The 26,239-nt window shown below is 70.8% G+C and carries 25 protein-coding genes; 16 read left to right on the forward strand and 9 right to left on the reverse strand.

All coding sequences use genetic code 11. The features are described 5' to 3' along the window. The first annotated feature begins 350 nt into the window (after window positions 1–350). The 7 genes from AB0J91_RS27325 (at window position 351) to AB0J91_RS27355 (ending at window position 7,280) form a co-directional block, all read left to right on the forward strand. Complete coding sequence (locus AB0J91_RS27325) at window positions 351–1,982, forward strand: ABC transporter substrate-binding protein (protein ID WP_363874381.1); 1,632 nt, start codon at window positions 351–353, stop codon at window positions 1,980–1,982. Next, window positions 1,979–2,986: an ABC transporter permease gene (locus tag AB0J91_RS27330; RefSeq protein ID WP_363874384.1), complete on the forward strand. Its 1,008-nt coding sequence runs from the start codon at window positions 1,979–1,981 to the stop codon at window positions 2,984–2,986. The genes AB0J91_RS27325 and AB0J91_RS27330 overlap by 4 nt, the downstream gene beginning before the upstream one ends. Beyond that, the gene (locus AB0J91_RS27335; RefSeq protein WP_363874387.1) at window positions 2,973–3,815 is read left to right on the forward strand and encodes an ABC transporter permease; all 843 of its coding nucleotides are present in this window, start codon (window positions 2,973–2,975) and stop codon (window positions 3,813–3,815) included. Before AB0J91_RS27330 ends, AB0J91_RS27335 begins: the two co-directional genes overlap by 14 nt. Further along, entirely contained in the window at window positions 3,812–4,849 is a 1,038-nt protein-coding gene (locus AB0J91_RS27340; protein WP_363874390.1) for an ABC transporter ATP-binding protein, read from the forward strand. Before AB0J91_RS27335 ends, AB0J91_RS27340 begins: the two co-directional genes overlap by 4 nt. Further along, a complete protein-coding gene (locus AB0J91_RS27345; RefSeq protein ID WP_363874393.1) occupies window positions 4,846–5,865 on the forward strand; it encodes an oligopeptide/dipeptide ABC transporter ATP-binding protein in 1,020 nt (339 codons plus the stop codon). Before AB0J91_RS27340 ends, AB0J91_RS27345 begins: the two co-directional genes overlap by 4 nt. 88 nt (window positions 5,866–5,953) lie before the next feature. Further along, window positions 5,954–6,187, forward strand: coding sequence for a hypothetical protein (locus AB0J91_RS27350; protein ID WP_363874396.1), 234 nt, complete (start codon window positions 5,954–5,956; stop codon window positions 6,185–6,187). Window positions 6,188–6,350: 163 nt separating this feature from the next. Then, window positions 6,351–7,280 carry an SDR family NAD(P)-dependent oxidoreductase gene (locus AB0J91_RS27355; protein WP_363874399.1) on the forward strand — a complete coding sequence of 310 codons (930 nt, stop codon included), beginning with the start codon at window positions 6,351–6,353 and terminating at the stop codon, window positions 7,278–7,280. 109 nt (window positions 7,281–7,389) lie between these two features. On the opposite strand, the gene AB0J91_RS27360 is transcribed toward AB0J91_RS27355, so the two are convergent. Next, the gene (locus AB0J91_RS27360) at window positions 7,390–8,151 is read right to left on the reverse strand and encodes a TetR/AcrR family transcriptional regulator (RefSeq protein WP_363874402.1); all 762 of its coding nucleotides are present in this window, start codon (window positions 8,149–8,151) and stop codon (window positions 7,390–7,392) included. Between the two features lie 67 nt (window positions 8,152–8,218). Here AB0J91_RS27360 and AB0J91_RS27365 point away from each other — a divergent pair, with 67 nt between their 5' ends. Further along, the gene (locus AB0J91_RS27365) at window positions 8,219–8,596 is read left to right on the forward strand and encodes a VOC family protein (protein WP_363874405.1); all 378 of its coding nucleotides are present in this window, start codon (window positions 8,219–8,221) and stop codon (window positions 8,594–8,596) included. 14 nt (window positions 8,597–8,610) lie between these two features. On the opposite strand, the gene AB0J91_RS27370 is transcribed toward AB0J91_RS27365, so the two are convergent. Both AB0J91_RS27370 and AB0J91_RS27375 read right to left on the reverse strand, forming a co-directional pair. Then, entirely contained in the window at window positions 8,611–9,951 is a 1,341-nt protein-coding gene (locus AB0J91_RS27370; RefSeq protein ID WP_363874408.1) for an MFS transporter, read from the reverse strand. A 28-nt stretch (window positions 9,952–9,979) separates the two neighbouring features. Then, window positions 9,980–11,266, reverse strand: coding sequence for an FAD-dependent oxidoreductase (locus tag AB0J91_RS27375; protein ID WP_363874411.1), 1,287 nt, complete (start codon window positions 11,264–11,266; stop codon window positions 9,980–9,982). Window positions 11,267–11,506: 240 nt separating this feature from the next. On the opposite strand from AB0J91_RS27375, the gene AB0J91_RS27380 reads away from it, so the two are divergent. Then, on the forward strand, window positions 11,507–12,301 hold the full coding sequence (locus tag AB0J91_RS27380) for an SDR family oxidoreductase (RefSeq protein ID WP_363874414.1): 795 nt from the start codon (window positions 11,507–11,509) through the stop codon (window positions 12,299–12,301). A 280-nt stretch (window positions 12,302–12,581) separates the two neighbouring features. On the opposite strand, the gene AB0J91_RS27385 is transcribed toward AB0J91_RS27380, so the two are convergent. The 3 genes from AB0J91_RS27385 to AB0J91_RS27395 all read right to left on the reverse strand — a co-directional run bounded on the left by AB0J91_RS27385 (window position 12,582) and on the right by AB0J91_RS27395 (window position 15,205). After that, window positions 12,582–13,349 (reverse strand): IclR family transcriptional regulator, encoded by a 768-nt coding sequence (locus tag AB0J91_RS27385; protein ID WP_363874417.1) that lies wholly within the window; start codon window positions 13,347–13,349, stop codon window positions 12,582–12,584. Beyond that, window positions 13,349–14,584, reverse strand: a complete 1,236-nt coding sequence (locus tag AB0J91_RS27390) for a D-arabinono-1,4-lactone oxidase (RefSeq protein ID WP_363874420.1) — start codon at window positions 14,582–14,584, stop codon at window positions 13,349–13,351. Before AB0J91_RS27390 ends, AB0J91_RS27385 begins: the two co-directional genes overlap by 1 nt. 69 nt (window positions 14,585–14,653) lie before the next feature. Further along, window positions 14,654–15,205 (reverse strand): NADPH-dependent FMN reductase, encoded by a 552-nt coding sequence (locus tag AB0J91_RS27395; RefSeq protein WP_363874422.1) that lies wholly within the window; start codon window positions 15,203–15,205, stop codon window positions 14,654–14,656. 117 nt (window positions 15,206–15,322) lie between these two features. Between AB0J91_RS27395 and AB0J91_RS27400 the strand changes: the two genes are divergently transcribed. From AB0J91_RS27400 to AB0J91_RS27415, 4 genes are all read left to right on the forward strand, one after another. Next, window positions 15,323–15,979, forward strand: coding sequence for a helix-turn-helix domain-containing protein (locus tag AB0J91_RS27400; RefSeq protein ID WP_363788632.1), 657 nt, complete (start codon window positions 15,323–15,325; stop codon window positions 15,977–15,979). A 136-nt stretch (window positions 15,980–16,115) separates the two neighbouring features. Next, entirely contained in the window at window positions 16,116–17,123 is a 1,008-nt protein-coding gene (gene dctP, locus AB0J91_RS27405) for a TRAP transporter substrate-binding protein DctP (RefSeq protein WP_363874425.1), read from the forward strand. Window positions 17,124–17,132: 9 nt separating this feature from the next. After that, window positions 17,133–17,666, forward strand: a complete 534-nt coding sequence (locus AB0J91_RS27410; protein WP_363874428.1) for a TRAP transporter small permease — start codon at window positions 17,133–17,135, stop codon at window positions 17,664–17,666. After that, a complete protein-coding gene (locus AB0J91_RS27415) occupies window positions 17,663–18,973 on the forward strand; it encodes a TRAP transporter large permease (RefSeq protein ID WP_363874431.1) in 1,311 nt (436 codons plus the stop codon). Before AB0J91_RS27410 ends, AB0J91_RS27415 begins: the two co-directional genes overlap by 4 nt. 138 nt (window positions 18,974–19,111) lie before the next feature. On the opposite strand, the gene AB0J91_RS27420 is transcribed toward AB0J91_RS27415, so the two are convergent. Further along, window positions 19,112–20,578, reverse strand: coding sequence for a CoA transferase (locus tag AB0J91_RS27420; protein ID WP_363874434.1), 1,467 nt, complete (start codon window positions 20,576–20,578; stop codon window positions 19,112–19,114). A gap of 70 nt (window positions 20,579–20,648) precedes the next feature. Continuing rightward, window positions 20,649–21,269, reverse strand: a complete 621-nt coding sequence (locus AB0J91_RS27425) for a TetR/AcrR family transcriptional regulator (RefSeq protein ID WP_363874437.1) — start codon at window positions 21,267–21,269, stop codon at window positions 20,649–20,651. A gap of 82 nt (window positions 21,270–21,351) precedes the next feature. On the opposite strand from AB0J91_RS27425, the gene AB0J91_RS27430 reads away from it, so the two are divergent. Beyond that, window positions 21,352–22,164 (forward strand): oxygenase MpaB family protein, encoded by an 813-nt coding sequence (locus tag AB0J91_RS27430; protein ID WP_363874440.1) that lies wholly within the window; start codon window positions 21,352–21,354, stop codon window positions 22,162–22,164. Between the two features lie 62 nt (window positions 22,165–22,226). Here AB0J91_RS27430 and AB0J91_RS27435 read toward each other — a convergent pair whose 3' ends face one another. Continuing rightward, window positions 22,227–23,012 carry a DUF1932 domain-containing protein gene (locus tag AB0J91_RS27435; protein ID WP_363874443.1) on the reverse strand — a complete coding sequence of 262 codons (786 nt, stop codon included), beginning with the start codon at window positions 23,010–23,012 and terminating at the stop codon, window positions 22,227–22,229. A 289-nt stretch (window positions 23,013–23,301) separates the two neighbouring features. Between AB0J91_RS27435 and AB0J91_RS27440 the strand changes: the two genes are divergently transcribed. Both AB0J91_RS27440 and AB0J91_RS27445 read left to right on the forward strand, forming a co-directional pair. Further along, window positions 23,302–24,606 carry an MFS transporter gene (locus AB0J91_RS27440; RefSeq protein WP_363874446.1) on the forward strand — a complete coding sequence of 435 codons (1,305 nt, stop codon included), beginning with the start codon at window positions 23,302–23,304 and terminating at the stop codon, window positions 24,604–24,606. A gap of 86 nt (window positions 24,607–24,692) precedes the next feature. Continuing rightward, window positions 24,693–26,210, forward strand: a complete 1,518-nt coding sequence (locus tag AB0J91_RS27445) for a histidine kinase (protein WP_363874449.1) — start codon at window positions 24,693–24,695, stop codon at window positions 26,208–26,210. The last annotated feature ends 29 nt before the right edge of the window (window positions 26,211–26,239 follow it).

Below are 26,239 nucleotides of genomic sequence, written 5' to 3' on the forward strand. Positions count from 1 at the left end.
CCGCCGCAACGACGCACCCGCTCCGGGACAAACGACGTACCACCGCTGCGGCCATCGGAGGTGCGGAGGTCCCGGCGGCCCGTCCCCGCTTCCGGACGGTGCGATCGGGAGGCGGTGGGCGCAGTTTCCCTTTCGTCGGGCGGAACCGGCCTGCATCCGGTGGGGCGGGTTGGTGACTCTGTAGCGGCGAGAACGTGAGCGCGGTCACTGCGGAGCACGACGGCGGAAACGTCCGGGAACCGCCGTGCTCGTGCCGTGCTCGCCCCACCACGGATCGGCAGCGGCGCCGTTGAACGAGCGCTCCCGCGCCGGTCCGCAACCGAAGCGGGAGTGCTCACGTGAGAAGCAGAATGCGACCGCTGTCAGCGAAGTGGGTTCCGACCACGAGAGCGGCACTGGTCTCGGCCGCGCTGTCGGTCCTGCTGGTGGCCACCGCGTGCGGCAGCGGCGGCGGAGCCGTGGACGCCCGCCCCTCCGGGCCGCCGCAGCGCGGCGGGGCGATCACCGTGCTGGCCGACGGCAGCTTCGGCGGTGGCTGGCCCACCGGGCTCGACCCGGCCACCAACACCACCGGTGGCGCCAACATCTCCCAGATGTTCGCCATCTACGGCGGCCTGTTCCAGTTGCGCGCCAAGGGCGACGACGGCAGCGGCGCCGAAGTCGTGCCGCACCAGGCCGAGAGCTACGAGCTGCTCGACGGCGGACGCGACGTGCGCATCACCCTGCGCGAGGGCCTCCGGTTCTCCGACGGCACGCCGATGGACGCCGAGGCCGTCGCGTTCAACCTGCGCCGCGCGATGAGCTCTCCCTGCACCTGCCGTCCCGCGTGGCCGCTGGCCGACAACGGCGTGACCGTCGAGGACCCGCGCACCGTCATGCTGCACTTCACCCGCCCCTACGGCGCCGCGATCAACAGCATGCCGACCTCCAACACCAACTGGATCGCCTCGCCGACGGCGTTGCGGACCATGGGCGAGGAGGCGTTCAAGATCAAACCGGTCGGTGCGGGCCCGTTCGTCGTGGAGTCCAACAAGCTGTCCTCCGAGCTGGTGCTCAAGCGCAACCCCACCTACTTCGAACCCGGCTTGCCCTACCTGGACGGGCTGACCTTCAAGTCCATCGGCGGGGACCAGCCCGCCTACCAGGCGCTGCTGGCCGGACAGGCCCAGGCGTACGAGGGGCTCAACACCACGCCGCTGCTGGAGCAGGCGCAGCAGAGCGGCAAGCTGGTCGTCACCGCCCAGCCCCCGACCTCGCCGTACGTCGTGCAGCTCAACACCAAGTCCGCACCGTTCAACGACGAGCGCGCCCGCGAAGCCATCTACGCCGCCACCGATTTCAACGCCATCTCCCAGGGCCTGTTCCGGGGCCGGTACCCGGTGAGCCAGTCCTTCACCGGCGCAGGCGGGCTGTTCCACCACGAAGCGGTCGAGGGCTACCCGCCCCACGACCCCGCGCGCGCCAGGAAGCTGGTGCAGGAGCTGGGCGGGCTGACCGTCGAGCTGGGCACCCTCGGCAACTACGTGGCACAGCAGGTCATGACCGCGTTGCAGACCCAGTGGCAGCAGGCCGGCATCAAGGTCACCGTGCACGAGTACGAACTGTCCACGTTGGTCCAGCAGTTCAGCTCCGGTCGCTGGCAGGCGATGCTGCAGACCGCGGGCGCCTGGGATCCCGCAGCCGGTGTGGGCGTGGGATTCCGGTTCAACTCGGCCTCGCGGTTCAGCGGGGTGTCCGACCCGGTGCTCGACGAGCTGCTCAACAACGCCGCCGCCACCGCCGACCCCGCGCAGCGCGACGCGCTCTACGGGCAGGCGGGCAAGCACATCAGCGACCGCGCCTACGCCCCGTTCGGCCTGGCCTTCGCCCCGGCGAACCTCGCCGCGGAGGGCGTGCACGGGCCCGGCCTGACCACGAAGATCCCGCCGATGCTGGTCAACAGCGGGGTGCTGTGGGACGAGGTCTGGAGGGAGCGGCCGTGACCGCGGCGGTGGTGAACCGGCCGCGCATCGGGCGGATGGCCTCGTCGCCGAGCCTGCGGCTGATCGGCAAGCGGCTGCTGATGGCCGTGCCGATCCTGCTCGGGGTGAGCGTGCTGACCTTCTGGGTGCTCAACCTCATCCCCGGCAGCGCCGCCCAGCAGCTGCTCGGCGCCGAAGCGACGCCCGAGCAGATCAGGGCGCTGGAACAGCAGCTCGGCCTGGACCAGCCCGCTGCCGTGCGCTACCTGCACTGGCTCGGCGCGGCCGTCACCGGTGACCTGGGGACGTCGGTGGTCAGCGGCCAGTCCGTCACCGGGCTGCTGGGCGAACACCTCGCGGTCAGCGGTGAACTGCTGGCCCTGGCGTTCCTGTTCTCGCTGGGCGCCGCGATCCCGGTGGCGCTGCTGGCCGCGTTCCGGCCCAACGGCTGGTTCGACCGGGTGAGCATGCTGGTGAGCATCACCGGCCTGTCGGTGGCCAACTACGTGCTCGCTCTGCTGCTGGTGCTGGTGTTCGCGGTGAACATGACGGTGTTCCCGGCGATCGGGTTCGTCCCGCTCTCCGACGGCGTCGGCGCGAACCTGCACTCCCTGGTGCTTCCCGCGCTCGGCCTGGGAATCCCGCTGTTCTGCATGTACACCCGGTTCCTGCGCGGCGACCTGGTCGACCAGCTGCGCGGCGAGGAGTACATCACCACCGCCCGCGCCAAGGGCATCGGGCCGTGGCGGGTGCTGGTGCTGCACGCCTTCCGGAACTCGGCGTTCGGACTGATCACCGTGGTCAGCCTGAACCTCGGCACGCTCATCGGCGCGACCGTGATCATCGAGCAGATCTTCGCGCTGCCCGGACTCGGACAGCTGCTGCTGCAGGCCATCAACACCCGCGACTACGTGGTCGTGCAGGCGTGCGTGGTGCTGTTCGCGGTGGTCACCGTGGCGGCGAACCTGATGGCCGACCTGCTCTACGCCGTGCTCGACCCGAGGATCCGCTATGGCAGTCGCTGACACCGCCCCGGTGCGAGGCTCCTGGTCCCGCACCCTGCCCATCGCACTGCCGGCCGCGATCGCCGCGCTCATGATCGGCGCCTGCTTCCTGGGTCCGCTGCTGCTTCCGCTGCCGGCCCCGACCGGCGGCAACGTCCTGGAGTCCTACCTGCCGTCGTTCTCGGCGGGGCACCCGCTGGGAACCGACCCCAACGGCAACGACATCCTCTCCCGGGTCCTGCACGGCGGGCAGGCGTCGCTGACCGTGGCGGTGTCGGTGAACGTGCTGGGCCTGCTGGCCGGCGGAACCCTCGGGGCGCTGTCGGGCCACCTCGGCGGAGTCGGCGACACGATCATCATGCGGGTGCTGGACGTGCTCATCGCGTTCCCGTCGCTGGTGCTGATCCTCGCCGTGGCGCAGAGCCTCGGGCCGAGCCAGACCAACACGATCCTGGCGCTGGCGTTCTTCAGCGTCCCCGCCTTCGCCCGCATCTCGCGCGCGGCGACCCTGCGGCTGCGGGAGCAGCCGTTCATCGCCGCGGCCCAGCTCTGCGGCACACCGGCCTGGCGGATCCTGCTGCGGCACGTCGCGCCCAACATCGTCCCGCAGCTGATCACCTTCGCGATGCTGGGCATGGGGCTGGTCATCGTCATCGAGGGCGCCCTGAGCTTCCTCGGGCTGGGCATCCAGGCACCCGCGCCGAGCTGGGGGAACATGATCGCTCAGGGGCAGCAGAGCCTGTCGGCGACACCGATGCTGGTGGTGTGGCCGTGCCTGGCGCTGTTCGTGACGGTGCTGGCGTTCAACCTGCTCGGCGAAACCCTGCGATCCCGTTGGAGCGGCGAATGAGCATCGAACGCGCCACCCGAACCCGTCCGTCCGCCGCGGACGAGGCGGAAACAACTCCGCTGCTGGAGGTGTCGGACCTGCGGGTGCGGTTCAGCGGGCGCGGCAGGCACGTGCACGCCGTCAACGGCCTGTCCTACCGGTTGCAGCCGGGTCGGATGCTGGCGATCGTCGGCGAGTCCGGTTCCGGCAAGAGCGTCAGCGTCCGCTCCCTGATGGGCCTGCTGCCGCCCACGGCGGAGGTCACCGGCTCGGCGCGCCTGGACGGCGTGGAACTGGTCGGCATGCCGGAGAAGGAGATCCGCGCGCACCGCGGCGCCGACATCGCCATGGTGTTCCAAGACCCGGCCCGGTCGCTGAACCCGACGATGCGCATCGGTGACCAGATCACCGAAGGCATCCGCGCCCACAGCGACCTCGACCGCACCCGGGCGCGCGAGCGCGCGGTGGAGCTGCTGCGGCTGGTGCGGTTGGCCGCCCCGGAGCAGCGCTTCCACGAGTACCCCCACCAGCTCTCCGGAGGCATGCGGCAGCGGGTCATGATCGCCATCGCGCTCGGGGCCCGACCGCGGCTGCTCATCGCCGACGAGGCGACCACCTCGCTGGACGTCACCACCCAGGCGCAGATCATGGAACTGCTGCTGGACCTGCAAGAACGGCTGAACATGGCGGTGATCCTGATCAGCCACGACCTGGGACTGGCCGCCTCCTACGCCGAGGACGTCATCGTCATGTACGCCGGAAGGGCCGTCGAGCACGCCCGCACGGCCGACCTCTTCGAGCACGTCCGGATGCCCTACACGCGAGCCCTGCTGGGGGCGATCCCGGTGCTGGACCGGCAAGCCCACACCCTGCTGCCGGTCATCCCCGGTCAACCACCCGACCTGGCCCGGCTGCCCGAGGGCTGCGCGTTCCGACCGCGCTGCTCCTCGGCCGACGACCGGTGCGGCCGGCCGCCGCCGTTCGCCGAGCACGAACCCGGGCACTGGTGGGCCTGCTGGCATCCGGTCACCGACGACGAGGAGGCGAGCGCATGACAGCGGTCGAGCACCGGCAGGCGGCCGGTCCGGCACGCACCGGCGAACCTCTGCTGCGGGTCCGCAACGTCGTCCAGCAGTTCACCTCCCGGGGAGCCGGGGGAGTCAAGGGCGGCACCGTGCACGCCGTCTCCGACGTGTCCTTCGACCTCCACCCCGGCGAAACGCTCGGCGTGGTGGGCGAAACCGGCTCGGGCAAGTCCACGTTGGCCCGATCGGTCCTGCAGTCGCCCCGACCGAGGTCCGGTGAGGTGATCTTCCAGGGCACCGACCTGATGACGTTGCGCAGGCGGGCGCTGGTGGAGGCCCGTCGCGAGATGCAGATGGTGTTCCAGGACCCGTTCGGTTCGCTCAACCCGCACTGGCGCGTCACCGAACTCGTCGAGGAACCCCTCCGCGGCTACGGGATGCGCGCCGCCGGGGCCCGTCGCAGGCGAGTCGGCGAACTGCTCGACCTCGTCGGGCTCGACCCGGCCACCTACGGCCGACGCAGGCCGAAGGAGCTCTCCGGCGGTCAGTGCCAGCGGGTCGCGATCGCCCGCGCCATCGCGCTCAACCCCGCGCTGGTGATCTGCGACGAAGCCGTGTCGTCGCTGGACGTGCTCGTGCAGGCCCAGGTGCTCAACCTCTTCGAGCGGCTGCGCCGCGAACTCGGCCTGTCCTACCTGTTCATCTCCCACGACCTCGCGCTTGTCAAGCAGGTCAGCGACCGGGTCGCGGTCATGCACCTCGGGCAGCTCGCCGAGGTCGGGCCCGCCGAGTCGCTCTACCGGCATCCACGTCACCCCTACACCGCCGCGCTGCTGGCCTCCATCCCGGCGCTCGCACCCGGTGCGGGCAGGGCGCGGGGACGGTCGGCGCCGCTGGCCGGGGAACCGCCGTCGCCGCTGGAACCGCCCAGCGGATGCCGGTTCCGCACCCGGTGCCCGAAAGCCGAAACCCGGTGCGCGCAGGAGAGTCCGGTCCTGCGCGAGCACGCGCCCGGACACCTCGCGGCCTGCCACTTCCCGCAGTGACCGGCGTTCCGCGACGCGAAAAGCCCGTGGCAGCGGGAAACCGGCCGCCCGTACCGTGCGAAGGAACCGCCGACCCCGGAGGTGTGGCGTGAGCATCGACGAATCCGCGCTCGCACAGCTGCGCAGCACGCTCGCCGCCGACGACTACGACCTGGCCGTCACCGGCACCGGCACCGGCACCGACGTGCGCGTCAGCATCACCGCCGGTCCCGCGGCCTGCGAGGACTGCCTGGTCCCCAAACCGCTCATGCGCGGTGTCCTGCACAAGGCCCTCGGCGTGCCCGAGGACGCCATCACCCTGATCTACCCCGGCGAGGACTAGGAGCCGTTGAGGAATTGCGTTGCTTGGCGGTGCGGGGGTGGACATCGGCGTCCCGGCGTACTCGCCACGAAACCGCTGGAGAACCTGCGGCGGTGCAAGCTGAGTCCCACACCTGAAACAGCGGCTCCGCCGCATTCCTGAACAACTCCTAGAGGGAGCGCACGTGGAGATCTCGCTCGAAGGCAAGGTCGCGATCGTCACCGGCGCAGGACCCAACATCGGCAGCGGGATCGCACTCGCCCTGGCCAGGTACGGAGCGACGGTCGCGTGCAACGACGTCGACCCCGACGCGGCCGAGACCTGCGCGAAGCGCGTCGAGCGCAACGGCGGCACCGCCATCGCCATCCCCGGCGACGTCACCGACGAGCAGCAGGTCACCGGCTACGTCTACGACGTCGTCGAGCGGTTCGGCCACGTCGACATCCTCGTCAACAACGCCGCCGTGCTCGGCGGCCGTGGAGTGCTCGACGAGAGCGCCGAGTTCTTCCGACGCGCGGTCGAGGTCGCCGCGCTCGGCAACTTCCTCAACACCAAGCACGTCGGCAGGCACATGGCCGAACGCGGCATCCGCGGGTCCATCGTGGCCATCTCCTCCTCCAACGGGTGGTCGGGCACCGCGGGTGTGATCGCCTACGCCTTCCACAAGGGAGGGGTGAACAACTTCGTGCGCGCCGCCGCCATGGACCTCGCGCCCTACGGCATCCGCGTCAACGGGTTCACCCCCACCGCGCCGACACCCGACAACCCGGCGCTCATCGCCGAGCGCGGTCCCGGTGGTGTGCTGGAACGCCCGCGCGCCAACGGGATCGGCGGGGAGACCGGTGACGAACCGTGGCGGCGCCCGTCGCGTTGGGCGGGGGAGCGGGTCCCGCTGGTCCCGATGGGCACCACCGGAACGCCCACCGACATCGGCCACGCCGTCGCGTGGCTGTGCTCGGACTACGCCCGCCTGATCACCGGGTGCGATCTGGTCGTCGACGGCGGCGCGCGCGCCAAGAACTTCGCCTACGCCCCCGCGGCCCCGGCCGACACGGCGGGCCCGGTCCCGCTGATCCCGCTGGACATCACCGGAGAACTCGACCGCGACCTCTAGGCGTTGTGTAAGAACGCGGCGGAGCCGCTGTTTCAGGTGTGGGACTCAGCTTGCACCGCTGCAGGTTCTGCTACTGGCACCGCCAAGCAACGCAATCCCTCAACAGCACCTAGCCGTCGATCAGCGCGGCGAGGCCGTCGAGGATGCGGGCCAGGCCGAACTCGTAGGCGTGGTCGGGGCTGTAGGCGGCCCGGTGCTCAGCACCGGCCGCGGCGCCGATGCGCGCGGCGTTGGGGTACTTCGCGGGGTCGAAGACCTCCGCCAGCAGGGGGGCGTTGATCCGCCACCACTGCTCGTCGGTGGTGGCGCTGTCGCGCTGCGCCGCTTCGGATTCGGCCGCCGCGAGGGCGGTGGAGTGGACGAAGTCGAGCACCAGTGTCAGCGCCGAGTCGATGGCCACGTCGTCCAGGCCGAGGCCGAGGAACGTGCCGAGCTCGTGCTCGTACTTGGTGATCAGCCCCGGACCCAGCGGCGGTCGGCTCGTCGAGACCTTCAACGCCCACGGGTGGAGCCGGTAGAGCTCGCGGTTGCGCGCGGCGAGCTCGACGACCCGCTCCCGCCACGGCAGCTCCGCCAGGGGGTCTCGCGGCATCCGCTGGTAGATCGCGTCGAGCATGAGGTCCAGCAGCTCGGCCTTGCCGGGGACGTAGGTGTACATCGACATGGTCGACACGCCCAGGCGTTCGGCGACCCGGCGCATCGTCACCGCCGCCAGCCCGTCGGCATCGGCGAGTTCGACCGCGGCGTCGACGACCTGCTCGATGCTCAGGCCCTTGCGCGGGCCGCGCTGCGGCGAGCGCTCGCCCAGCTCGTTCCGCCACAGCAGTTCCAGCGTCCGCCCGGGATCCCCGGCGCTGCTCCGCTCAACCACCGCACATCACCTCCGTACGATGTACACTGTACGACGTACGGGAAAAGGGAGCACGAGGGGATCGCCGATGCGGATCACAGCAACCGCGGTGTCGCTCAACGTCGAGGACGTGGCGGCGTCGAGCCGGTTCCTGGTGGAGCACTTCGGGTTCGCCGAGGTCATGGCCGCCGACGGGTTCGCCTCGCTGGCCAGGGACGACGCCGGGGTCAACGTGGTGTTCCTGCGACGCGGGCTGGCCTCGCTGCCCGAGGACCAGCGCGACGACCACGCCGCCGGGCTGATCCTGGCCTTCGAGGTCGACGACCTGGAGGGCGAGCTCGCCCGGCTGCAGGACGAAGGCGTGGTCATCACCATGCCGCTGACGGTGGAGGAATGGGGTGAGCGGGCGTTCCAGGTCCGCGACCCCAACGGCGTGATCGTCCAGCTCGTCGACTGGAAGGGCTGAACGCGGGTGCGGGCTCACGCCTCCGCGGCGGGGGCCCGCACCTCGGCGTCCGCGGTGGCCGGCGGGTTGGTCTCCGGCCCCCGGCGGACGGCGAAGAACATCAGAACACCGCCGAGGAGCACCAGCACGATCGGCCCGTACTCGTAGGGCATCAGCGCGCTGAGCCCCAGCAGCCAGAACGTGTAGAGGCCGGGCAGGATCAGCCCGAACATGTAGCCGATCCCGTAGCCGCTGGCCCGCACGCTCGCCGGGAACCGCTCGTTGAGGTACACCAGGATCACGCCCAGCGGAGCCGACGGCGTCGCCTTGGCGATGATGCCGAGCAGGACGATGAACCACGCCGGAGCTCCGGCCGGGACCGTGACCGCCAGCAGCAGGAACGAACCCGAGACGGCCACGGTGATCACCAACGCCGCGCGCATCAGCAGCTTGCGCCGCCCGATGCGCTGTCCCAGCACCGCCATGCCCAGGATGGCCGCGATCGTCACCACCGATGAGATCATCTCCACCGTCGTCGTCAGCTGCGGGCTCACGTCCAGCACCTGCACCAGCAGCGTCGGCAGGAACGACACCGACATCTGCGCGGTGAACCAGTAGCCGCAGGTGAACAGGAAGACGCTGAAGATCAGCGCCCGGTGCGTGGTGAACAGCTCCACCACCGGCTGCTTGCGGCCGGACGCGCGCCGCTGCTCGTAGACCGACTCGTCCTCGACGACCTTGCGGTAGTGCATCAGGTACGCCACGCCGAGCACGAACCCGACGATGAACGGGATGCGCCAGCCCCAGGTGAGGAACCCGTCGTGGCTGAAGGACTCCAGCAGCACGAAGATCAGCAGGTTCACGCCGAGCACCGAGGCCGGTGCGCCCATGCCGATGAGGCCGCCGATCCGGCCGCGCCGCTCCGGTTTCGCCTGCTCCAGCGCGAGCGGGATCGGTGCCGAGTAGCCGCCCGCCAGGAAGATCCCGCCCACCAGGCGGAGGATCGCGAACAGGGTGATCGCGCCGAAGCCCATGAGCTCGTAGCCGGGCAGCAGTCCCATCACCAGCGTGATGATCGTGAAGCCCCAGCCGCTGATCATGGTGACCCGCTTGCGGCCGATGCGGTCGGAGAGGTTGCCGAAGATGACGCTGCCGATCGGCCGGGCCAGCAGCCCGATGGTGAACAGCAGCGTCGTGAACGTCGCCCGCGCCTCCACCGGCAGCCCCGGTGGCAGGAAGTAGCCCATGGCGGCCGGCAGCACGAACGCCGGCAGGTAGACGTCGAAGCTGTCGACGAACATCGAGATCGCGCCGCCGCGCGCGGATCTGCGCTCGTCGGCCTCGGTGATGGGCTTGCCGGAACCGGACAGCGTCATCGCCGACCTCCCGTGGTTGTGGTGGTGCTCAGCCGTCCAGGTTCTCCGCCAGCCGTGCGGCCAGCGCTTCGTGATCGACCGCGTGCAGCGAGCCCGTCCCGGCCAGGTCCAGCGCGTGCGCCGCACCGGCGCCCATCGCCGCGCACGGTCCCATCACGCGGATGCTCGACAGCGCCGCCGCGTCGCCGTCCGCGCACCGGCCCGCCACGACGAGGTTGTCCACGTCCGGAGGCAGCAACGATCGAAGCGGCACGTAGTGGACGTGGTCGGGGCCGAAGGTCTCCCACACGTAGCCCTCCGGGCGGTCGTGCAGCTCGATCGGCCAGGACGTGCGGGCCACCGAGTCCGGGAACCGGGTCCCCGCGCGGATCTCGTCCGCGGTGAGCTGGTGAACCGCCTTGACCCAGCGCGTCTGCCTGCGTCCCGGAAAGCCGTAGGTGCGCACCCTGGCCTGGCCGAACACCTGCGGGTACTCCTCGCGCAGGAACGCCACGACCCGGTCGGCCTGGGCCCTGCCGCGCAGTTGCGCGCGGGAGGCGTCGACCGGGTCCAGAGGTGCCTCGATGTGGGTCATGTTCAGCACCGCCGTGCCGCGCCCGGGGAAGAAGAACGCCAGGCCGTCGCGTCGCATCAGCCCGAACTCCTCGGCCCGCGCGGTGAGTCGCGCGGAGAGGTCGGCGGGTTCGGGAGCGCGGTCTTCGCCGAGGTTTTCCACGACGACCTGCTGGGACCCGTAGATCTCGCGTTCCGGCAGGTGGCAGGGGAGTCCGGCCTCCCACGCGAGGGAGGCGTCCCCGGACGCGTCGACGAACCCGGCCGCGGCGACCGACACCTCGCCGAACCGGGTCGCCAGCCGCAGTGAGTGGATCCGCGCGTCGCGCGACACCGAGGTCAGCGAGGCGTTGGTGATCACCTGGATGTCGTGTGCCAGCACCGCGTTCTCCACCCACCGCCCGAGCGCCACCTCGTCGTAGTTGACGGTGATGGTGTGCCGGTGGTTGAAGTGGAGGTCGTTGGTGCGGGTTAGATCCCGGAAGATGTCGTCGAAAATGCCGTGCGTCAGCTGGCGGTAGTCCGGTCCGTTGCCGAAAACCCCGCAGAACAGGCCGATTAGCGAGTTGACCATCTGCCCGCCGAGCACCGGCAGCGCGTCGACCAGCACCACGCGCTTGCCGAGCTTCGCGGCTTCGATCGCCGCCGACACGCCGGTGATCCCGGCTCCGAGGACGCACACGTCGGCGGCGACGTGATGGGCCACCGGTCCGGACGGTCTGGTGACCACCCGGACCGGAAGGTCCGACAACGGATGCGGCATGGATCACACCCTAGGGAGCTCCTCCCGCGACGCGGAAATAGACGACGACAGGCCCGCCTCATCAACCGGGTCGATAGCCGCAGCTCACCCACCGCGCGAGCTCGCCACCGCACCGCGCAATTGGCCAACACCACGTCCGTCCCCCGGAAACCCCGCTGCTCCGAAGGTGGGGCTTTGGCCCCGGACGCGGGGGTCTGGTTGGCGGAGCGAGCAGGAGCGGCGCCGCATATTCTCGCGGGCATGCAGCTAGATCTTTCGGGACGCACCGCGTTGGTCACCGGTTCGACGCAGGGGATCGGGTACTCCATCGCGCAGGGACTGGCCCGAGCCGGAGCCCGGGTCGCGATCAACGGCCGCACCGCTGAGCGGGTCGACGAGGCCGTGCGGCAGATCCAGCAGGACGTGCCCGGCGCCGAGGCCGTGGCGGCGGCCGCCGACGTCACCACCGAGGCCGGGACCGCTGAGCTGCTGAAGATCCTCCCGCGCGTGGACGTGCTGATCAACAACCTCGGAATCTTCGGCGCCCAGCCGGCCATGGAGATCACCGACGAGGACTGGCGCCGCTACTTCGAGGTGAACGTGCTCGCCGCGCTGCGCCTCACCCGCTCGTACCTGCCGGGGATGACGGGGGAGGGCTGGGGCCGCATCCAGTACATCGCCAGCGATTCGGCCGTGGTCATCCCCGCCGAGATGATCCACTACGGCATGTCCAAGACCGCGTTGCTCGCCGCTTCCCGCGGCTTCGCCAAGGAAGCCGCCGGAACCGGGGTGACCGTGAACTCGGTGATCGCCGGGCCAACGCACACCGGTGGCGTGGAGAAGTTCGTCTACGAGCTGGTCGACTCCTCGCTGCCGTGGGAGGAGGCGCAGCGGCGGTTCATGCGCGAGCACCGGCCGCAGTCGCTGCTGCAACGCCTCATCGAGCCGGAGGAGATCGCCAACATGGTCGTCTACCTCAGCTCCCCGCTGGCCTCGGCCACCACGGGTGCCGCGGTGCGCGTCGACGGCGGCTACGTGGATTCCATCCTGCCCTGATCTCGCAGGTGGGAGTGGTGGACCAGCCAGTCCCACATCGGTGCCGCGGCGTCGAACTCGCGCTCGGTGCCGCGGCGTCGAACTCGCGCTCGGCGCCGCAGCGGCAGACCGCGCGGATCCTGTCGCCGGGCAGCCACTCCACGCGGTTGGCCAGGGTCTCGCCGGTCGGGCAGAGGGTGTCGATGGCGAGCTCCTGTCGGGTCCGCGATCCGTTCGCGAAGGGCGTGGGAGCTCCACCGTAATCGCTGTTGATCTTGACAGTAAACGGCAGAACCGTAAATCAGGGTTCGGCGATCGCTCGCGAGATGGCGCGGGCGCCCGCGCGCACCAGCGCGCTGAGCGCGTGCGGGCTGGCGCTGCCGTGGCGCACGACCAGCGACACCGCGGCGACGACCTCGCCCCGCTGGTCGTGCACGGGCGCCGCCACCGACAGCGCGTCGTCGGTGACCTGGCGATCGCTGACCGCGACACCGCAGCTGCGCGCCTCGGCCAGCATCCGCCGCAACACCGCCGGGTCGGTGGCGGTCAGGTCGGTGAAGCGCGGGATCGGCCCGCCGAGCACCTCGTCCTGGACCTCGGTGGGTGCGTGCGCCAGCAGCACCAGCCCGACTCCCGTGGCGGTGAGCGCGAACCGCCCGCCCACGCGGGTGCGCACCGGGACCGCGCCGCTGCCCGCTATCCGCTCGACGAAGACGACCTCGGTGCCCTCGCGGACCGCCAGCTGCACGTTCTCCCGGGTCACCGCTGAGAGGTCTTCCATCGTCGGCAGCGCCCGCTCGCGCAGGCCCAGACCGCGCGGTGCGAGCGCGCCCAGCTCCCACAGCCGCAGACCCACCCGGTAGGCGCCGTCCTCGCCGCGTTCGAGCGCGCCCCAGTCGACCAGGTCGCCGAGCATCCGGTACGCCGTCGAGGGCGGAAGCCCGGCCAGGCGGGCCAGTTCGGTGAGCGTGAGCGCCGTGCGCTCCGGGGAGAACGCGTCGAGCAGGTGCAGCGTGCGGCGCACCACGGGACCGGTTGCGCCGGCCGGTTTTCCACGCCGCGCGGCCATCATAGCCCGATCGTGCGGCTGAGGAAATCGTTGCCGAACTTGCCGTCGGGGTCGAAACGCCGTGCCAGCGAGCGGAAATCGGCCAGCTTCGGGTACAGCAGGTCCAAGTCCGCGGGTTCGGTGGTGAACAGCTTGCCCCAGTGCGGGCGCCCGCCGAAGGGCTCCAGCGCGGCCTCGACGTCGGGCAGCAGCCGCTCCACCGACGCCTGCGCGGGACGCCAGGTGAAGTGGAAGGCCACCGAATCGGCGCCGTGCGCGGGGCTCAGCCACAGGTCGTCGGCGGCGATGGTGCGGATCTCGCCGATGTGCAGCAGCGGAGCCATCTTGTCGGCCATCGGTCGCAACGCCGCCAGCGCCGCCGCGCCGTGCTCGGCGGGGACGAAGTACTCGCTCTGCAGCTCGTCGCCGTCGCTGGGAGTGACACCGGCCTTGAAGTGTGGCAACCGCTCGTGCCACGAGCCCGCGTCACCGAGCTGCTCGGTGAGGTTGTCGATCCCGGTGCCGCGCAGCATGTGCGTGGGCGCCTCGGCCGGGCGGGCGCCGAAGAAGTCGGTCCGGGCGTCGTCTCCCACCCGGGCCTTGGCCCACACCTGGACGGTCTGGTCGAAGTCGGTGAACACGCTGACGCTGTAGGCGGCGGAGGTGATGGCGTCGAACTCGCCGAGCAGCGAGTCCCACTCCAGGCCGAGGTGCACCGTGGTGGCGACGTCGAAGGCCGGTTGGACGTGCAGGCCGATGCGGGTCACGACGCCCAGCGCGCCCAGGTGCACCACGGCACCGGCGAAATCGGGGTCGTCGGGGCGCAGCCGCACCAGTTCGCCATCGGCGCGCACGATGTCGAGGCCGGCCACCGCCGCGCTCAGCGAACCGTTGCGCACGCCGGAGCCGTGGGTGCCGGTGGCGGTCGCACCGACGACGGTGATGTGCGGCAGCGACGCCATGTTGTGCAGCGCGCGGCCGGAAGCGGCCAGGTGAGCGGCGAGGTCGCCGTAGCGCATGCCGCCGGGAACCCACACGACGTCACCGTCGATCTCGACGTCGTCGGGCAGGGCGTCCAGCGAGAGGTGATCGGCGGTGGTGTCGGCGATGTCGTTGAAGCAGTGCCGGGAGCCGAGCGGCTTGATCCGCCCGGCCTCGGCGACGATCCGCCGCACCTCCTCCACGCTGCGCGGGCGGTGCATCCGCTGCGCGCTGTAGGTGAGGTTCCCAGCCCAGTTCGTTCCACTACCAGCCACGGGGAAACGTTAACGCGGCGAACGCCGGCGGCGGTACGGACCGCGATCATCGCACCGCCGCCGGAGGGCTCATGCCGAGACGTTGGCGGTGAGCTTGGCGATCGCGGTCGTCAGCTGCTCGACGACCTCCGAGTCGTCGGCCGGGTGGGTCTCGGCGAAGCGGGTCATGGAGCCGGGGATGCTGAGCTTGACCTCGTCGACGATGGCCGCGCCCGCGATGCCGGCGGACTTGCGGGTCTCGTCCTGCGCCCAGACCCCGCCGTACTGGCCGAAGGCGGTGCCGATGACGGCCGTGGGCTTGCCGGACAGGGCGCCGGCGCCGAACGGGCGGGACAGCCAGTCGATGGCGTTCTTCAGCACGGCCGGGATCGTGCCGTTGTACTCGGGCGCGAACAGCAGGAACGCGTCGGCCGCGCCGGCGACGTCGCGCAGCCGGGTGGCGGCGGCGGGCACGTCGGCCTCGGTGTCGATGTCCTCGTTGTAGAAGGGCAGGTCGCCGAGGCCGTCGAAGATCTCGATCTCGACATCGCTGGGGGCGAGGCTGCGCGCGGCTTCGGCGAGCTGGCGGTTGTGCGAACCGGAGCGGAGGCTGCCGACGAGCGCGAGGATCTTGACGGACATTGGTATCTCTCCAGGTGAGGAGTATGGTGGAAGTTATTCGGACCGTGGTCCGATTAACTTTGTACCACTGAAGCGGACCGTGGTCCAGTTCCTTGTGGGAGGCGTTACGCTGTGCGCATGAGTGCTGGCACTCCGCGGATCGGCCCGACCGGCGACACCCTGGCCGGGCCGGTGGAACTCGACCTCACGTCCGTCGACGGCGAACGCCGTCCGCGCGCCGACGCCGTGCGCAACCGGGCCAAGCTGCTCGACGCCGCCGCTCGCCTGATGGCCGACTGCGGCGCCGCGAACCTGACCATGGACGCCGTGGCGGCCGAAGCCGAGGTCGGCAAGGGCACCGTCTTCCGCCGCTTCGGCGACCGCAACGGCCTGCTGCTGGCCCTGCTCGACCACGAGGAGCAACGCCTCCAGGAGGCGTTCCTGTCCGGCCCACCACCGCTGGGCCCCGGTGCTCCGGCCATCGACCGGCTGCGCGCCTTCGGGCCCGCCGTGATGCGCCACGAGCTCGACAACCTGGAGCTCTACCTCGCCGCCGAGCCGCCCGCCGAACGCCGCTGCGTGGTGCCCGCCCGCGGACTCCGCCGGAGCCACCTGGCGATCCTGCTGCGCATGACCGAAGCCACCACCGACGTCGAGCTCGCCGCCGAAACCCTGCTGGCCTCCCTCGACACCCCGCTGGTGCACCACCTGGTCGAGCAGCGCGGGTTCAGCCTCGCGCGTCTCGAGTCCGGCTGGCAGGACCTGGTCACCAGGCTCGCGACGCCCTTGCCCTGATCTTCCGCTGAGCGGGAAGATCGATTTGGTGAAAACGCGTTCGCGGTGCGAACCTCCGGCGGCTCAAGCGTGAAGGGAGTTCGCCGGTGAACGACCCGGAGTTCGAAGTGCCGCCCCGGTTTTCGGGGAGGGCTGGATGAACGCCGTCCCGAGGCGGAGCTTCCTCGCCGCGGCCGGGCTGGGCGTTCTCGCCGGGGTCGCGGGCTGCGCACCCGGCGCGCACCGGCCGGTGGCCGCCACCTACCTGACCACGTCCTACGACGACCTCTACCCGGGCGTGGAGATGTTCCTCGGCAAGGCCCGCGAGCTCGGCGGGTTCGACTTCGACGTGTTCCCCTCCGGGCAGCTGCTCGGCGCCGAGGAACTCGTTCCCGGGATGCTGCACGGCGTCGCCGACGTGGTCGTGCAGACCAGCTCGTACGTGTCCTCCAGCTTCCCGATCCTCGGTTCGCTGGAACTTCCCTTCACCACCGAGGACTTCGACCGCTACCTGCGCGCCTGCGATCCCGACAGCGACATGTCGGAGCTGATCAACCAGAGGTTGACCGGCCAGAACATGCGGATGCTCGGCGGCATGGCCACCGGGTTCGAATACCTCTGGACCATCGACAAGCCCATCCGCACGCCCGAGGACGTGCGCGGGCTGAGGATGCGGGTCGCCGGTGAGATCGAGGGCGAGACCGTCAAGGCGCTCGGCGGAGCACCGGTCTTCCTCGGATCCGCCGAGGTCTACCAGGCGCTGGAACGCGGCACGATCGACGGGATGATGAGCTACCTCGGCACCGTGGTCTCCCGCGACCTGCAGGAGATCCTGCGCTACGGCACCGCCGCCCACTTCGGTGCGTACACAGTGGACGCCTACTGCCGCAACGACTGGTACGCCGGGCTCGCGCTGCAACAGCGCCACGCGCTCGACGAAGCCGGACGGGTGCTCTTCCGCGACGGCACCGCGAAGCTCGTCGACGTCCACGAGCACGAGTACCTGCCCGCCGTGCGCGACGCCGGCGTCGAACTCATCGAGCTCGACGAGGCGCAGCTGCGGCCCTTCCGCGACGCCGTGTCGACCGTGCACGAACGCTGGCGCGCCCTGCTGGGCGACCCGGCCGCCGCGCAGCGGGCGCTCCAGCTGATCCGCGACGCCTGAGGAGCGACGATGCTGAACCACCTCCGCCGCATCGTGCTGATCGGCACCCGGTCCATGGCGGTGCTGGCCATGATCACCACCGGGCTGATGATGCTGTCCATCAGCTACGACGTCATCGCCCGCTACGCCTTCCGCGCGCCCACCGACTGGGCCTACCCGCTCAACTCCAGCGCGGTGCTGGCCGTGACGGTGCTGGCCGTCCCGCACCTGTACGCCACCGGTCACCACATCTCGATGGACCTCGTGCACCGCTCGCTGCCGCCGACGTCGCGGAAGATCGCCGACGCGGTGACGGCGACCGCGGCCGCGCTGCTCGGACTGGTGCTGGCCGTCACCGGCTTCCAGTCCATGGTGCTGTCCTATGGCCACGGGCTCACCGGTTCCGGCACGTTCAGCGTTCCACTGTGGATACCGGACCTGATCCTCGGCGCGGCCGGAGCGTTCCTGCTGCTCGTGGCGCTGCTGTTCCCACCGCACGCCGAACCGGAGCTCGCCGCGACCGCTGCGGGAGCCGACACCGCACAGGACGGAGCGAACGCGTGATCTTCTCCCACGGGCTCATCGTGGTGCTTGCGGTCGTGCTGCTGCTGGTGCTGATCGCGGTGCGCACACCGATCTTCATCGCCCTGTCGGTCTCCGGCATCGGCGGGCTGCTGTGCCTGTCCGGATTCGGCGGGCTGAAGCTGGTGCCGCTGGCCATGGGCGCCCAGCTGCAGGAGTACGCGCTGGTCGCGGCACCGCTGTACATCCTGCTGGGCGAAGCGCTCGCCGTCACCGGACTCGGGCGCGACCTGTTCGGAGCCGCGCACCGCTGGTTCACCCGCGTGCCGGGCGGGCTCGGTGCGTCGGCCATCGCGTCCTCGACGCTGTTCGGTGCGATGTCGGGGGTCAGCATCTCGTCGGTGGCGCTCATCGGGCGGATGGCCGTGCCCGAGATGCTCTCGCGCGGCTACAAACCGGGTTTCGCCGCCGGTTCGGTGGCGGCCTCCGGCGCGCTGGCGATGCTCATCCCGCCGAGCCTGATGTTCATCCTCTACGCCTCGGTCACCGGCGAGAGCGTCGCCGCGCTGTTCGCCGGCGGCATCGTTCCCGGACTTCTGCTCGCCGCGTTGATGATCGCCTACGTCGTGGTGCGCGCCAAGCTCAACCCCGACAGCGCGCCCCGCGACGGCGAGCGGTTCAGCTGGCGGGAGCGCTGGACGGCCATCGGCAAGATCACGCCGGCGCTGGTGCTCATCGCGATGGTGCTCGGCTCGATCTACACCGGGTTCGCCACGCCCACCGAGGCCGCGGCGATCGGCGCGCTGCTGGCGTTCGCGATGACCGGGCTGGTGTACCGGAAGCTGGGGTGGCAGAACCTCAAGCTCATCTTCGCCTCGACGGCCACCGTGTCGGCGGCGATGCTGGCCATCGTCGGCTCGGCGTTCGTGTTCACCCAGATGCTGGTCGTGGCACGGGTTCCCGAGGCGCTCACCGATTTCGTGGTGGGCCTGGACGTGCACCCCTACGTGGTGCTGATCGGGATCATGCTGGTGCTGATCCTGCTGGGCTGCCTGGTGGACGCCGCGTCGCTGCTGCTGGTGGTGACGCCGATCCTGGTCCCGGCCATCGAGGAGCTCGGCTTCGACCCGCTGTGGTTCGGCGTGCTGCTGGTGGTGAACCTGGAGATGGCGGTGATCACCCCGCCGGTCGGCCTGAACCTCTACACGATGAAGTCGGTGGTCCCGGAGCTCGACCTCGGCGACATCTTCCGGGGCATCGCCCCGTACCTCGTGATCGAGTTCGCCCTGATTCTGCTGATGATCGCCGTCCCCGGAACCGCCACCTACCTGCCGAGCGTCATGACCTAGCCAGGACCCACCGCCGCGGCCGCGGCCTTGCCGAAGGGCGGTTGTGGTCCGAATCGTCCATGACCGAAGTCCTTTTCGTCCGGTCAATTCGGACCAGAACCGCCCACGGCCCTGGAAGCTCGCGACGGGTGCCCGAGGTCAGAGCCACTGCGGGCGGCTGGAGCCTCGGGGGAGGAGGACGTGGCGGTAGTGACCCGGGGTCGCCGTCATGCGGACCTGGTCGGTGACGCCCTGGTAGTTGCCGAGAGGGGTTTCCGCGGTGAAGGTTTCGGGATCCAGGTAGGCGTGCTGCTCGCCGCGCCCGGCGGTGTCGAAGGCGTAGGAGCGGTCGAAGATCCCGAGGCTCAGGATCCACAGGGCCGCGCGGGTCAGCGAGACGTGGACCCGCCAGCTGCCGCCCTCGGTGGCGCGCCGCGTCAGGGCCGCGGTGATCCCGGCGGTGAGCAGCCAGGACACGACGTAGTCGTTGACGACCAGGATCGGCGGGAGCATCGGCCGGGTGCCGTCGCCCTCCAGGTTCATCATCCCGACCAGGCTGCCCGCCGTCTGGTCGAAACCCACCCGGTCGGCCCACGGTCCCCGCTCTCCGTTGAGCGTGGCGGTCGCGTGCACGATGCCGGGCCGCAGCTGGGCGGCTTCGGCGGGCGACAGTCCGAGCTCGTCGAGGTGGCCCGGACGCCGGTTGGCGTAGAAGACGTCCGCGCCGGCCAGCAGCTCGGCGACCCTGTGGCGGTGCGCGCGGGGATCGATCGTCGCCGAGCGCACGCCCACGTTGGCGCTCATGTAGGCGCCCTCGTGCTCGAACTCGCCCGGCCGCCACAGGTTCAGCACGTCCGCGCCGTGCAGCGCGAGCGCGCGACCGGTCCCGGCCCCGGCGATGACGTGCCCCATGCCCAGCGCCCGGACGCCCGACAGCGGCTGCTCGACGCCCGGGGCCAGAGGTTCGGGTTCGGCGTCGCCGATGCGCTCGATCTCCACCAGCGGCATCGTGGCGAAGTGCTCGGTGTGCTGCGGTTCGGCGAGGACTTCTGCGGTGCTGCGCAGCATCGGCATCACGACACCGGCTTCGGCCCCGGCTTCTTCGAGATCGCGGGCGTTCCACCGGCGGATGGCCGCCGCCACCGCCTCCGAGTCCTCCGGCACGCCGAGCAGCCGCTGCGCACCTGCCTTGATCTTCGGGTACAGGTTGAGCGGCATCACCCAGCGGTCATCGGCGGTGGGGTAGAAGCGGAAACCGAAGGCCTGGTTGGAATCTCCGGCGCCGGGATAGCCGTTGAGCAACTCCCACCTGCGGTCGTAGAACGGGCACAACCGGTGCGGCGCGGTGCGCAGGTCGACCTCGATGTCCTGCCCTTCGCCGCCGCGCAGCCGCCACAACCGCGCGATCGCCGCGGACTTGGCCGCGAGCGTGATCGCCGCCGCTCCGCCCAGCCGGAGCGTGCTCGGCACGACCGGGTCGGCGCCCAGGAACCGGACCTGCCCGCCGGTGTCGGCCGGGCTCATCCCGATCCCTGCCAGGACCTCGGCGAACTCGGCGTGAGCGTCGAAGTCGTCGTCGGTGCGGGGCGCGGCCACGGCTGCGGCGATCCGGTCGGTCAGCGTCACGATTGGCTCCCGTCTGGGACGTGACCACCGCCGTGATCGGGTCGCCGCGGTGGTCAGCGGGGACTACCGGTTACTGCGGAAACTCGGAGGTGGCCAGGAAGATCTCGCCGCACCACTCGACGATCTCGGATTCCGATGCGTTCAGCCCGCCGTCGAGCCACGCGGTGAGCGTCTGGGCGAGACCGCCGACCAGGAAGCTCGACAGCAGCTCCAGCCGGGCACCGCCCTGCACCCCGTAGACCTGGCGCGCCTGCGTGCCCAGCAACTGGGTGAACAGCCGCGTCGACTCGGCCCGCCGGTGCGCCAGCGGCGTGCCTGCCAGGAACGGGGAGAACAGCAGCCGGCCGCGACGCGGATCGTCGACGATGAGCCGCACGATCGTGGTCAGGCCGGAACGCACCTTGCTCTCGGGCTCCTCGACGACGGTCACCGCGTCGAGCGCGGTGGTGGCGATCTCGTTGACGACGTGGTCGTAGACGGCGGTGGCGAGCTCGTCGCGGTCGGCGAAGCTCTCGTAGAAGTAGCGGTTGGCCAGTCCTGCCTGCCTGCAGACCCCGCGCACCGTCAGGCTCGGATCGCCGTCGGGGGAACCGAGGAGTTCCAGCCCGGCCTCGATGAACGACGCGCGACGCTCGGCCTGGCGGTCCGAACCCGTCACGCCGCCGTAGACGCGCAGAGGAGTGGTGGCCACCGAACCATCTTGACATCTCGCACCGCGACTCGTCTCATGGATTTGACAACGACCGTTCCCAGATCTGGTCGGAGGTCGTGCGATGCGACGCGGCAGCGGCGTGGAGGACTCGGTCATGGGAGTCGGCCTGCTGGCCGGAGCGGCGAACGTGATCATGCAGCTCAGCCGTCCCGGCGTCGGGTACGGCGTGGTGGAGAGCCGGGTCGACAGCGGAAACCTGTTCAAGCGCCCGGTCAAGCGCACCCGCACCACGATCACCTACATCGCGGTGGCCACCCTCGGCACCGACGAGGAACGCCGGGCGTACCGGCGCGCGGTGAACGCGCAGCACGCCCAGGTCCGCTCCACCGAGCGGAGTCCGGTGTCCTACAACGCCTTCGACCCGGAGCTCCAGCTGTGGGTCGCGGCCTGCATGTACAAGGGGATCGAGGACGTCCACCGGCTGTTCCGCGACATCTCCGATCCCGCCGAGCTCGACGAGATCTACCGCTTCTCGGCTCCGCTGGGCACGACGCTGCAGGTGCGGGAGGACATGTGGCCCGCCGACCGCGCCGAGTTCGACCGGTACTGGAACGCCCAGCTCGACGAGGTCCACATCGACGACACCGTGCGGGAGCTCCTGCACGACGTGGCCGCGCTGAAGTTCCTGCCGAAGCCGCTCAACGTCGCGTTCGGCCCCTTGAACCTGTTCCTGACCACGGGCTTCCTTCCACCGAGGTTCCGCGAGGAGATGCGCCTGCCCTGGACGTCCCGCGACCAGGCGCGCTTCGACCGGATCATCGAGGTCATCTCCGCGGTGCTCGGCCGCACTCCGCGCCCGCTGCGCCGCTTCCCGTTCAACCTCCTCCTGTGGGACCTGCGCGTGCGCATGCGACGCGGGATGCCGCTGGCCTAGGGGCTGTTGGAGAGAACATTGCTCGGCGGCGCGGGTGGCGGAACCCGAGCGCAGCCGTTTCGTCAACGGCGGGACGCGCCGAGGTGGGCGTGGAGGTCTCGGCTGGCCGCGGCCATGGTGGGCGTGACGCCGAGGTCGGTGAGCATCTCGGTGGCCGCGGCCATCTCGTCGGTGCGGCGCACCGCGTGCTGGTAGGTGCCGGAGACGATGCGCTCCACAGTGGACTCACCGGCCGTGGTGAAGTCGGCGATGATGTTCTCCCGCAGCAGGTCCCCGAAACCGGCGGCCTCGGCGGCCTCCAGGGCCTCGACGATCGAGGCGGCCATGCCCTTGAAGTAGACGCTGCGCAACAACTTCCGGGTCGCCGCCAGCCCCGCCGGGCCGTCGAGCACCTCGACGTTCGCGCCGAAGCCGCTCAGCAGCTCGGCCGTGCGCTGCGCGCCGGATCCGCTGACCAGCATCGGGACCTGGAGCCTCGGCCCGGGAACGGGCGCCATGATCGCCACATCGGCGAACCGCACCCCGTGCTGATCGGCGATCTCGGCCAGCCGCCGCTTCTTCTCCGGCGACGCCGTGTTGAGATCGGCCCACACCGAACCCGGCGGGAGCGAGCCGATTCCGGCCTCCATCGCCTCCACGGCCGCCGCCGAGCGGTTCACGCTGAGCACCAGATCCGCGCCGGTCGCCGCATCGGATTCGCTGGTGGCCGCGATGAGGTCCGGCCCGGCCGTCACCGCGGGGTCGTAGCCGCGCACCACCGCGCCCGCCGCCGCCAGATCGGCGCTGAACGCCCCGCCTGCTTCCCCCAGGCCCAGCACGCCGATCACGGTCCGCTCCGACTGCTCCATCCGGTGCCACCTCCAGTCGCTCCACCGTCGCATCCACCCCGAAAATAGCCCGTCGGTCAGCCGGTGGCCGGTGAACTGTTCCCGGATTCACGCCCGTGCGGTCCGCATTGGACGTCGTGTCCGGTGCAGCGACATTTGACGTATTCGTCCCGGGTCCGGTGGCGCAGACCGGATGCGACACCGGACCCGCGTCCCGCGGAGGTGGAAGCACTTGGATGGCGGTGGCGGCCCGCCGCGGCCCGTGCCGGGCGCCCGTCGTGCCCATCCGCGTCCGAAGGAGTGCGCAGCCGTGGCAGAGTCAGGCAACAACGCAGGCCCGTCGAGACGAACGATCCTCACCGCGAGCCTCGTCGGCACGTCCATCGAGTGGTACGACTACTACATCTTCGGCACCGCGGCCGCGCTGGTGTTCGGGACGCTGTTCTACCCGCAGTTCTCCCCGGCCGCCGGGACCATCGCCGCGTTCGGGACCTTCGCCATGGGCTTCATCGCCCGCCCGCTGGGAGCGGCGCTGTTCGGCCACTTCGGCGACCGGCTCGGCCGGAAGTCGATGCTGGTCATCACCCTGGTCATCACCGGAGGCGCCACCTTCTGCATCGGGCTGCTGCCCACCTACGCCGCCATCGGCCTCGGCGCCCCCCTGCTGCTGGTCGGGCTGCGGCTGCTGCAAGGGCTCGCCGTCGGAGGCGAGTGGGGCGGCGCGGTGCTCATCGCCACCGAGCACGCCGAACCCCGCCAGCGCGCCTTCTACGGCAGCTTCGCCCAGTTCGGCGTCCCGATCGGCGTGCTGACCTCCAACCTCGCGTTCCTGGCCGTGTCCGGCATGCCCGACGACAGCTTCAACTCCTGGGGCTGGCGGATCCCGTTCCTGCTGAGCATCGTGCTGATCGTGGTGGGAATCCTGGTGCGCGCCCGGCTCCAGGACACCCACGACTTCGCCAAGGTCAAGCAGCAGGAGGGCGTCAGCAAGATGCCCTTCGGCGAGCTGGTGCGCAAGGAACCCCGCAACCTCGTGCTGTCCTGCCTCGCCTCGATCGCCCCGCCGGCCACCGGCTACATGGTCATCGTCTACATGCTCAACTACGGCACCCAGGCCGCCGGGTTCAGCCGTCCGACCCTGCTGACCCTGATCCTGCTGTCGACGCTGGTGTGGATCGTGGCCATCGTGTTCGCCGCCGTGGCCGCCGACCGCTACGGCGCCAAGAAGGTCTACGTGCTGGGCGCGTTGACCGCCGTGGTCTGGCCCTTCCCGATGTTCGCGCTGGTCGACACCGGGAACTGGGTCGCGGCCGGAGTCGCGTTCTTCGTCGCCGCGATCGTGCAGGGCATCATGTCCGGAGCGCAGGGCGGGCTGTTCACCGAGCTGTTCGACGCCCGCTTCCGCTACAGCGGCATCTCCATCGCCTACCAGATGGGCGGCATGATCGGCGGCGCCCTGACACCGATCGTCGCCACGTCCCTCTACGCCGCCACCGGATCGTCCGGTCCGCTCGCGCTGTACCTGACGGCGCTGTGCGCGGTCACCCTCGTCACCGTCCTCGGCCTGCGCACCCGCACCGCCCTCACCGCCGTGAAACCCGCGCCGGCCGAGTGAGACGGCCTTCCGCCTGGAAGACGCGTCCTTGCCTTCGCGCGTTCGGTGGGCCTTAGATTCAGGGTGGGCGACGGCGAGGAGGCTGCATGCGACCACCGGGACGTGCGCCGCTGGCGGGTGCCACCGCCGAGCCGGTCGTGCGCGCCCTGGTCGACGTCTCCGCGGACGGGCTGGCCGTGCTCGACGAGGACGGCCGGTTCGCCGAGGTCAACGCGGCCGGTCATCGCATCCTCGGACTGGGCGACGACGCCTTGCGCGGGCACCCCTCACCGTTCGAAGCAGGTCGCGCGCGACCCTCCTCGGACGTGCGCAGGCAGACCGAGTGGCAGGGCGGCGACGGGCGCTGGCAGCGCCTGGAGTACCGGATCTCGGCGCTGCCCGACGGGCGGGCCGCCGTCTGGTTCACCGACATCACCGAAACCCTGCGCGAGCAGGAACGGCTCTCGGCGATCACCCGCGCCGCCGCCAGCGTCGCCGACTCCGGCTCGCTGAGCGCCACCCTCGACGCCGTGGCGCGCGAGGTGTGGAGGACCGCCAACATCTCCGCCGTGCAGATCATGACCATCGAGCACCCGCGCGACGAACTGCGCGTGGTGGGCATGGCCGGGTTCGGCGACACCACCGGATTCACCGAGCGGCTCAGCGAATGCCGGAGGCTCGGCGCCGACGTGCGGTTCATCGACGCCCTCCAACAGCGGCAGGCCGTGGTGGTGCTGCACCGCAAGCGGGTGATCATGAACGATCCGCGCTGGCTGCCGCTCAAGCAGATCATGAGCGAACCCGACTGGGACGGTTTCGTGTCCATGCCGCTCGTGGTGCGCGGCAGCGTACTCGGCGTCATCAACGCCTACTACGTGCCCGGCGACGATCCCGGGCCGAGCTCGCTGGCGTTCCTGTCGGCGATGGCCGACCACGCGGCGGTGGCCATCGAAACCGCCTCGCTGCTGGCCCAGACCCGCTCCCGCGCCCAGATGGAGGAGCGCCGGAAGCTCGCCCGCGACCTGCACGATTCCGTCGTGCAGCAGCTGTTCTCGATGGGCATGCAGGCCCGCGCGCTGCGCTCGCGCCTGGACCGCACCCGGGAGGGCGGTCCGGACGTGCGCGAGGGCGTCGAGGAGATGGTGGGCCTGGCGCGCAACGCGCTGGCCGACCTGCGCGGGCTGGTGTTCGAGCTGCACCCGCTCGACCTCGCCGACCGCGGCCTGGTCGACGCCGTGCGCAGCTACGCCGCCGGGGTCGAGGCCCGCAGCGGGCTCGTCGTCGAGGTGCACGCCGACGACGGTCTGGAGCTGGACCTGGGCGTCGACGTCGAGGAGGACCTCTACCGCATCGTCCAAGAGGCGCTGCACAACGTCGTCAAGCACGCCCGCGCCGCACGGGCCGACGTCGCGTTCGGCCGCTCCGGGCGCGACGGCGGCGGGGTGACCGTGCGCATCACCGACGACGGCACCGGCGCCACCGCCGATGCCGGCAGCGGCGAGAACCTCGGCCTGGTGTCGATGCGAGAACGCGCCGAGCGGTGGCGCGGCGGGCTCGTCGCAGGAGGCAAACCCGGTGGGGGTTGGGCGGTCGAAGTCGCCCTGCCCGCCACCTCGAGCCGCTGAGAAGTCCCCGAGGGAGGAAGTGGTGACCG

Origin of the sequence: Saccharopolyspora sp. NPDC049357 (genome assembly GCF_040677225.1) — a bacterium.
In the GTDB taxonomy this organism is placed as follows: Bacteria; Actinomycetota; Actinomycetes; order Mycobacteriales; family Pseudonocardiaceae; genus Saccharopolyspora.

What these genes read in the sequence shown, in the direction of transcription:
- AB0J91_RS27365 (WP_363874405.1), top strand. Translation starts at nt 8,219, where the DNA reads ATGCGGATCACAGCAACCGCGGTGTCGCTCAACGTCGAGGACGTGGCG.
- AB0J91_RS27410 (WP_363874428.1), top strand. Translation starts at nt 17,133, where the DNA reads ATGCTGAACCACCTCCGCCGCATCGTGCTGATCGGCACCCGGTCCATG.
- AB0J91_RS27325 (WP_363874381.1), top strand. Translation starts at nt 351, where the DNA reads ATGCGACCGCTGTCAGCGAAGTGGGTTCCGACCACGAGAGCGGCACTG.
- AB0J91_RS27385 (WP_363874417.1), bottom strand. Translation starts at nt 13,349, where the DNA reads ATGGCCGCGCGGCGTGGAAAACCGGCCGGCGCAACCGGTCCCGTGGTG.
- AB0J91_RS27445 (WP_363874449.1), top strand. Translation starts at nt 24,693, where the DNA reads ATGCGACCACCGGGACGTGCGCCGCTGGCGGGTGCCACCGCCGAGCCG.
- AB0J91_RS27430 (WP_363874440.1), top strand. Translation starts at nt 21,352, where the DNA reads ATGCGACGCGGCAGCGGCGTGGAGGACTCGGTCATGGGAGTCGGCCTG.
- AB0J91_RS27380 (WP_363874414.1), top strand. Translation starts at nt 11,507, where the DNA reads ATGCAGCTAGATCTTTCGGGACGCACCGCGTTGGTCACCGGTTCGACG.
- AB0J91_RS27345 (WP_363874393.1), top strand. Translation starts at nt 4,846, where the DNA reads ATGACAGCGGTCGAGCACCGGCAGGCGGCCGGTCCGGCACGCACCGGC.
- AB0J91_RS27395 (WP_363874422.1), bottom strand. Translation starts at nt 15,205, where the DNA reads ATGTCCGTCAAGATCCTCGCGCTCGTCGGCAGCCTCCGCTCCGGTTCG.
- AB0J91_RS27375 (WP_363874411.1), bottom strand. Translation starts at nt 11,266, where the DNA reads ATGCCGCATCCGTTGTCGGACCTTCCGGTCCGGGTGGTCACCAGACCG.
- AB0J91_RS27370 (WP_363874408.1), bottom strand. Translation starts at nt 9,951, where the DNA reads ATGACGCTGTCCGGTTCCGGCAAGCCCATCACCGAGGCCGACGAGCGC.
- dctP (WP_363874425.1), top strand. Translation starts at nt 16,116, where the DNA reads ATGAACGCCGTCCCGAGGCGGAGCTTCCTCGCCGCGGCCGGGCTGGGC.
- AB0J91_RS27435 (WP_363874443.1), bottom strand. Translation starts at nt 23,012, where the DNA reads ATGGAGCAGTCGGAGCGGACCGTGATCGGCGTGCTGGGCCTGGGGGAA.
- AB0J91_RS27335 (WP_363874387.1), top strand. Translation starts at nt 2,973, where the DNA reads ATGGCAGTCGCTGACACCGCCCCGGTGCGAGGCTCCTGGTCCCGCACC.
- AB0J91_RS27340 (WP_363874390.1), top strand. Translation starts at nt 3,812, where the DNA reads ATGAGCATCGAACGCGCCACCCGAACCCGTCCGTCCGCCGCGGACGAG.
- AB0J91_RS27400 (WP_363788632.1), top strand. Translation starts at nt 15,323, where the DNA reads ATGAGTGCTGGCACTCCGCGGATCGGCCCGACCGGCGACACCCTGGCC.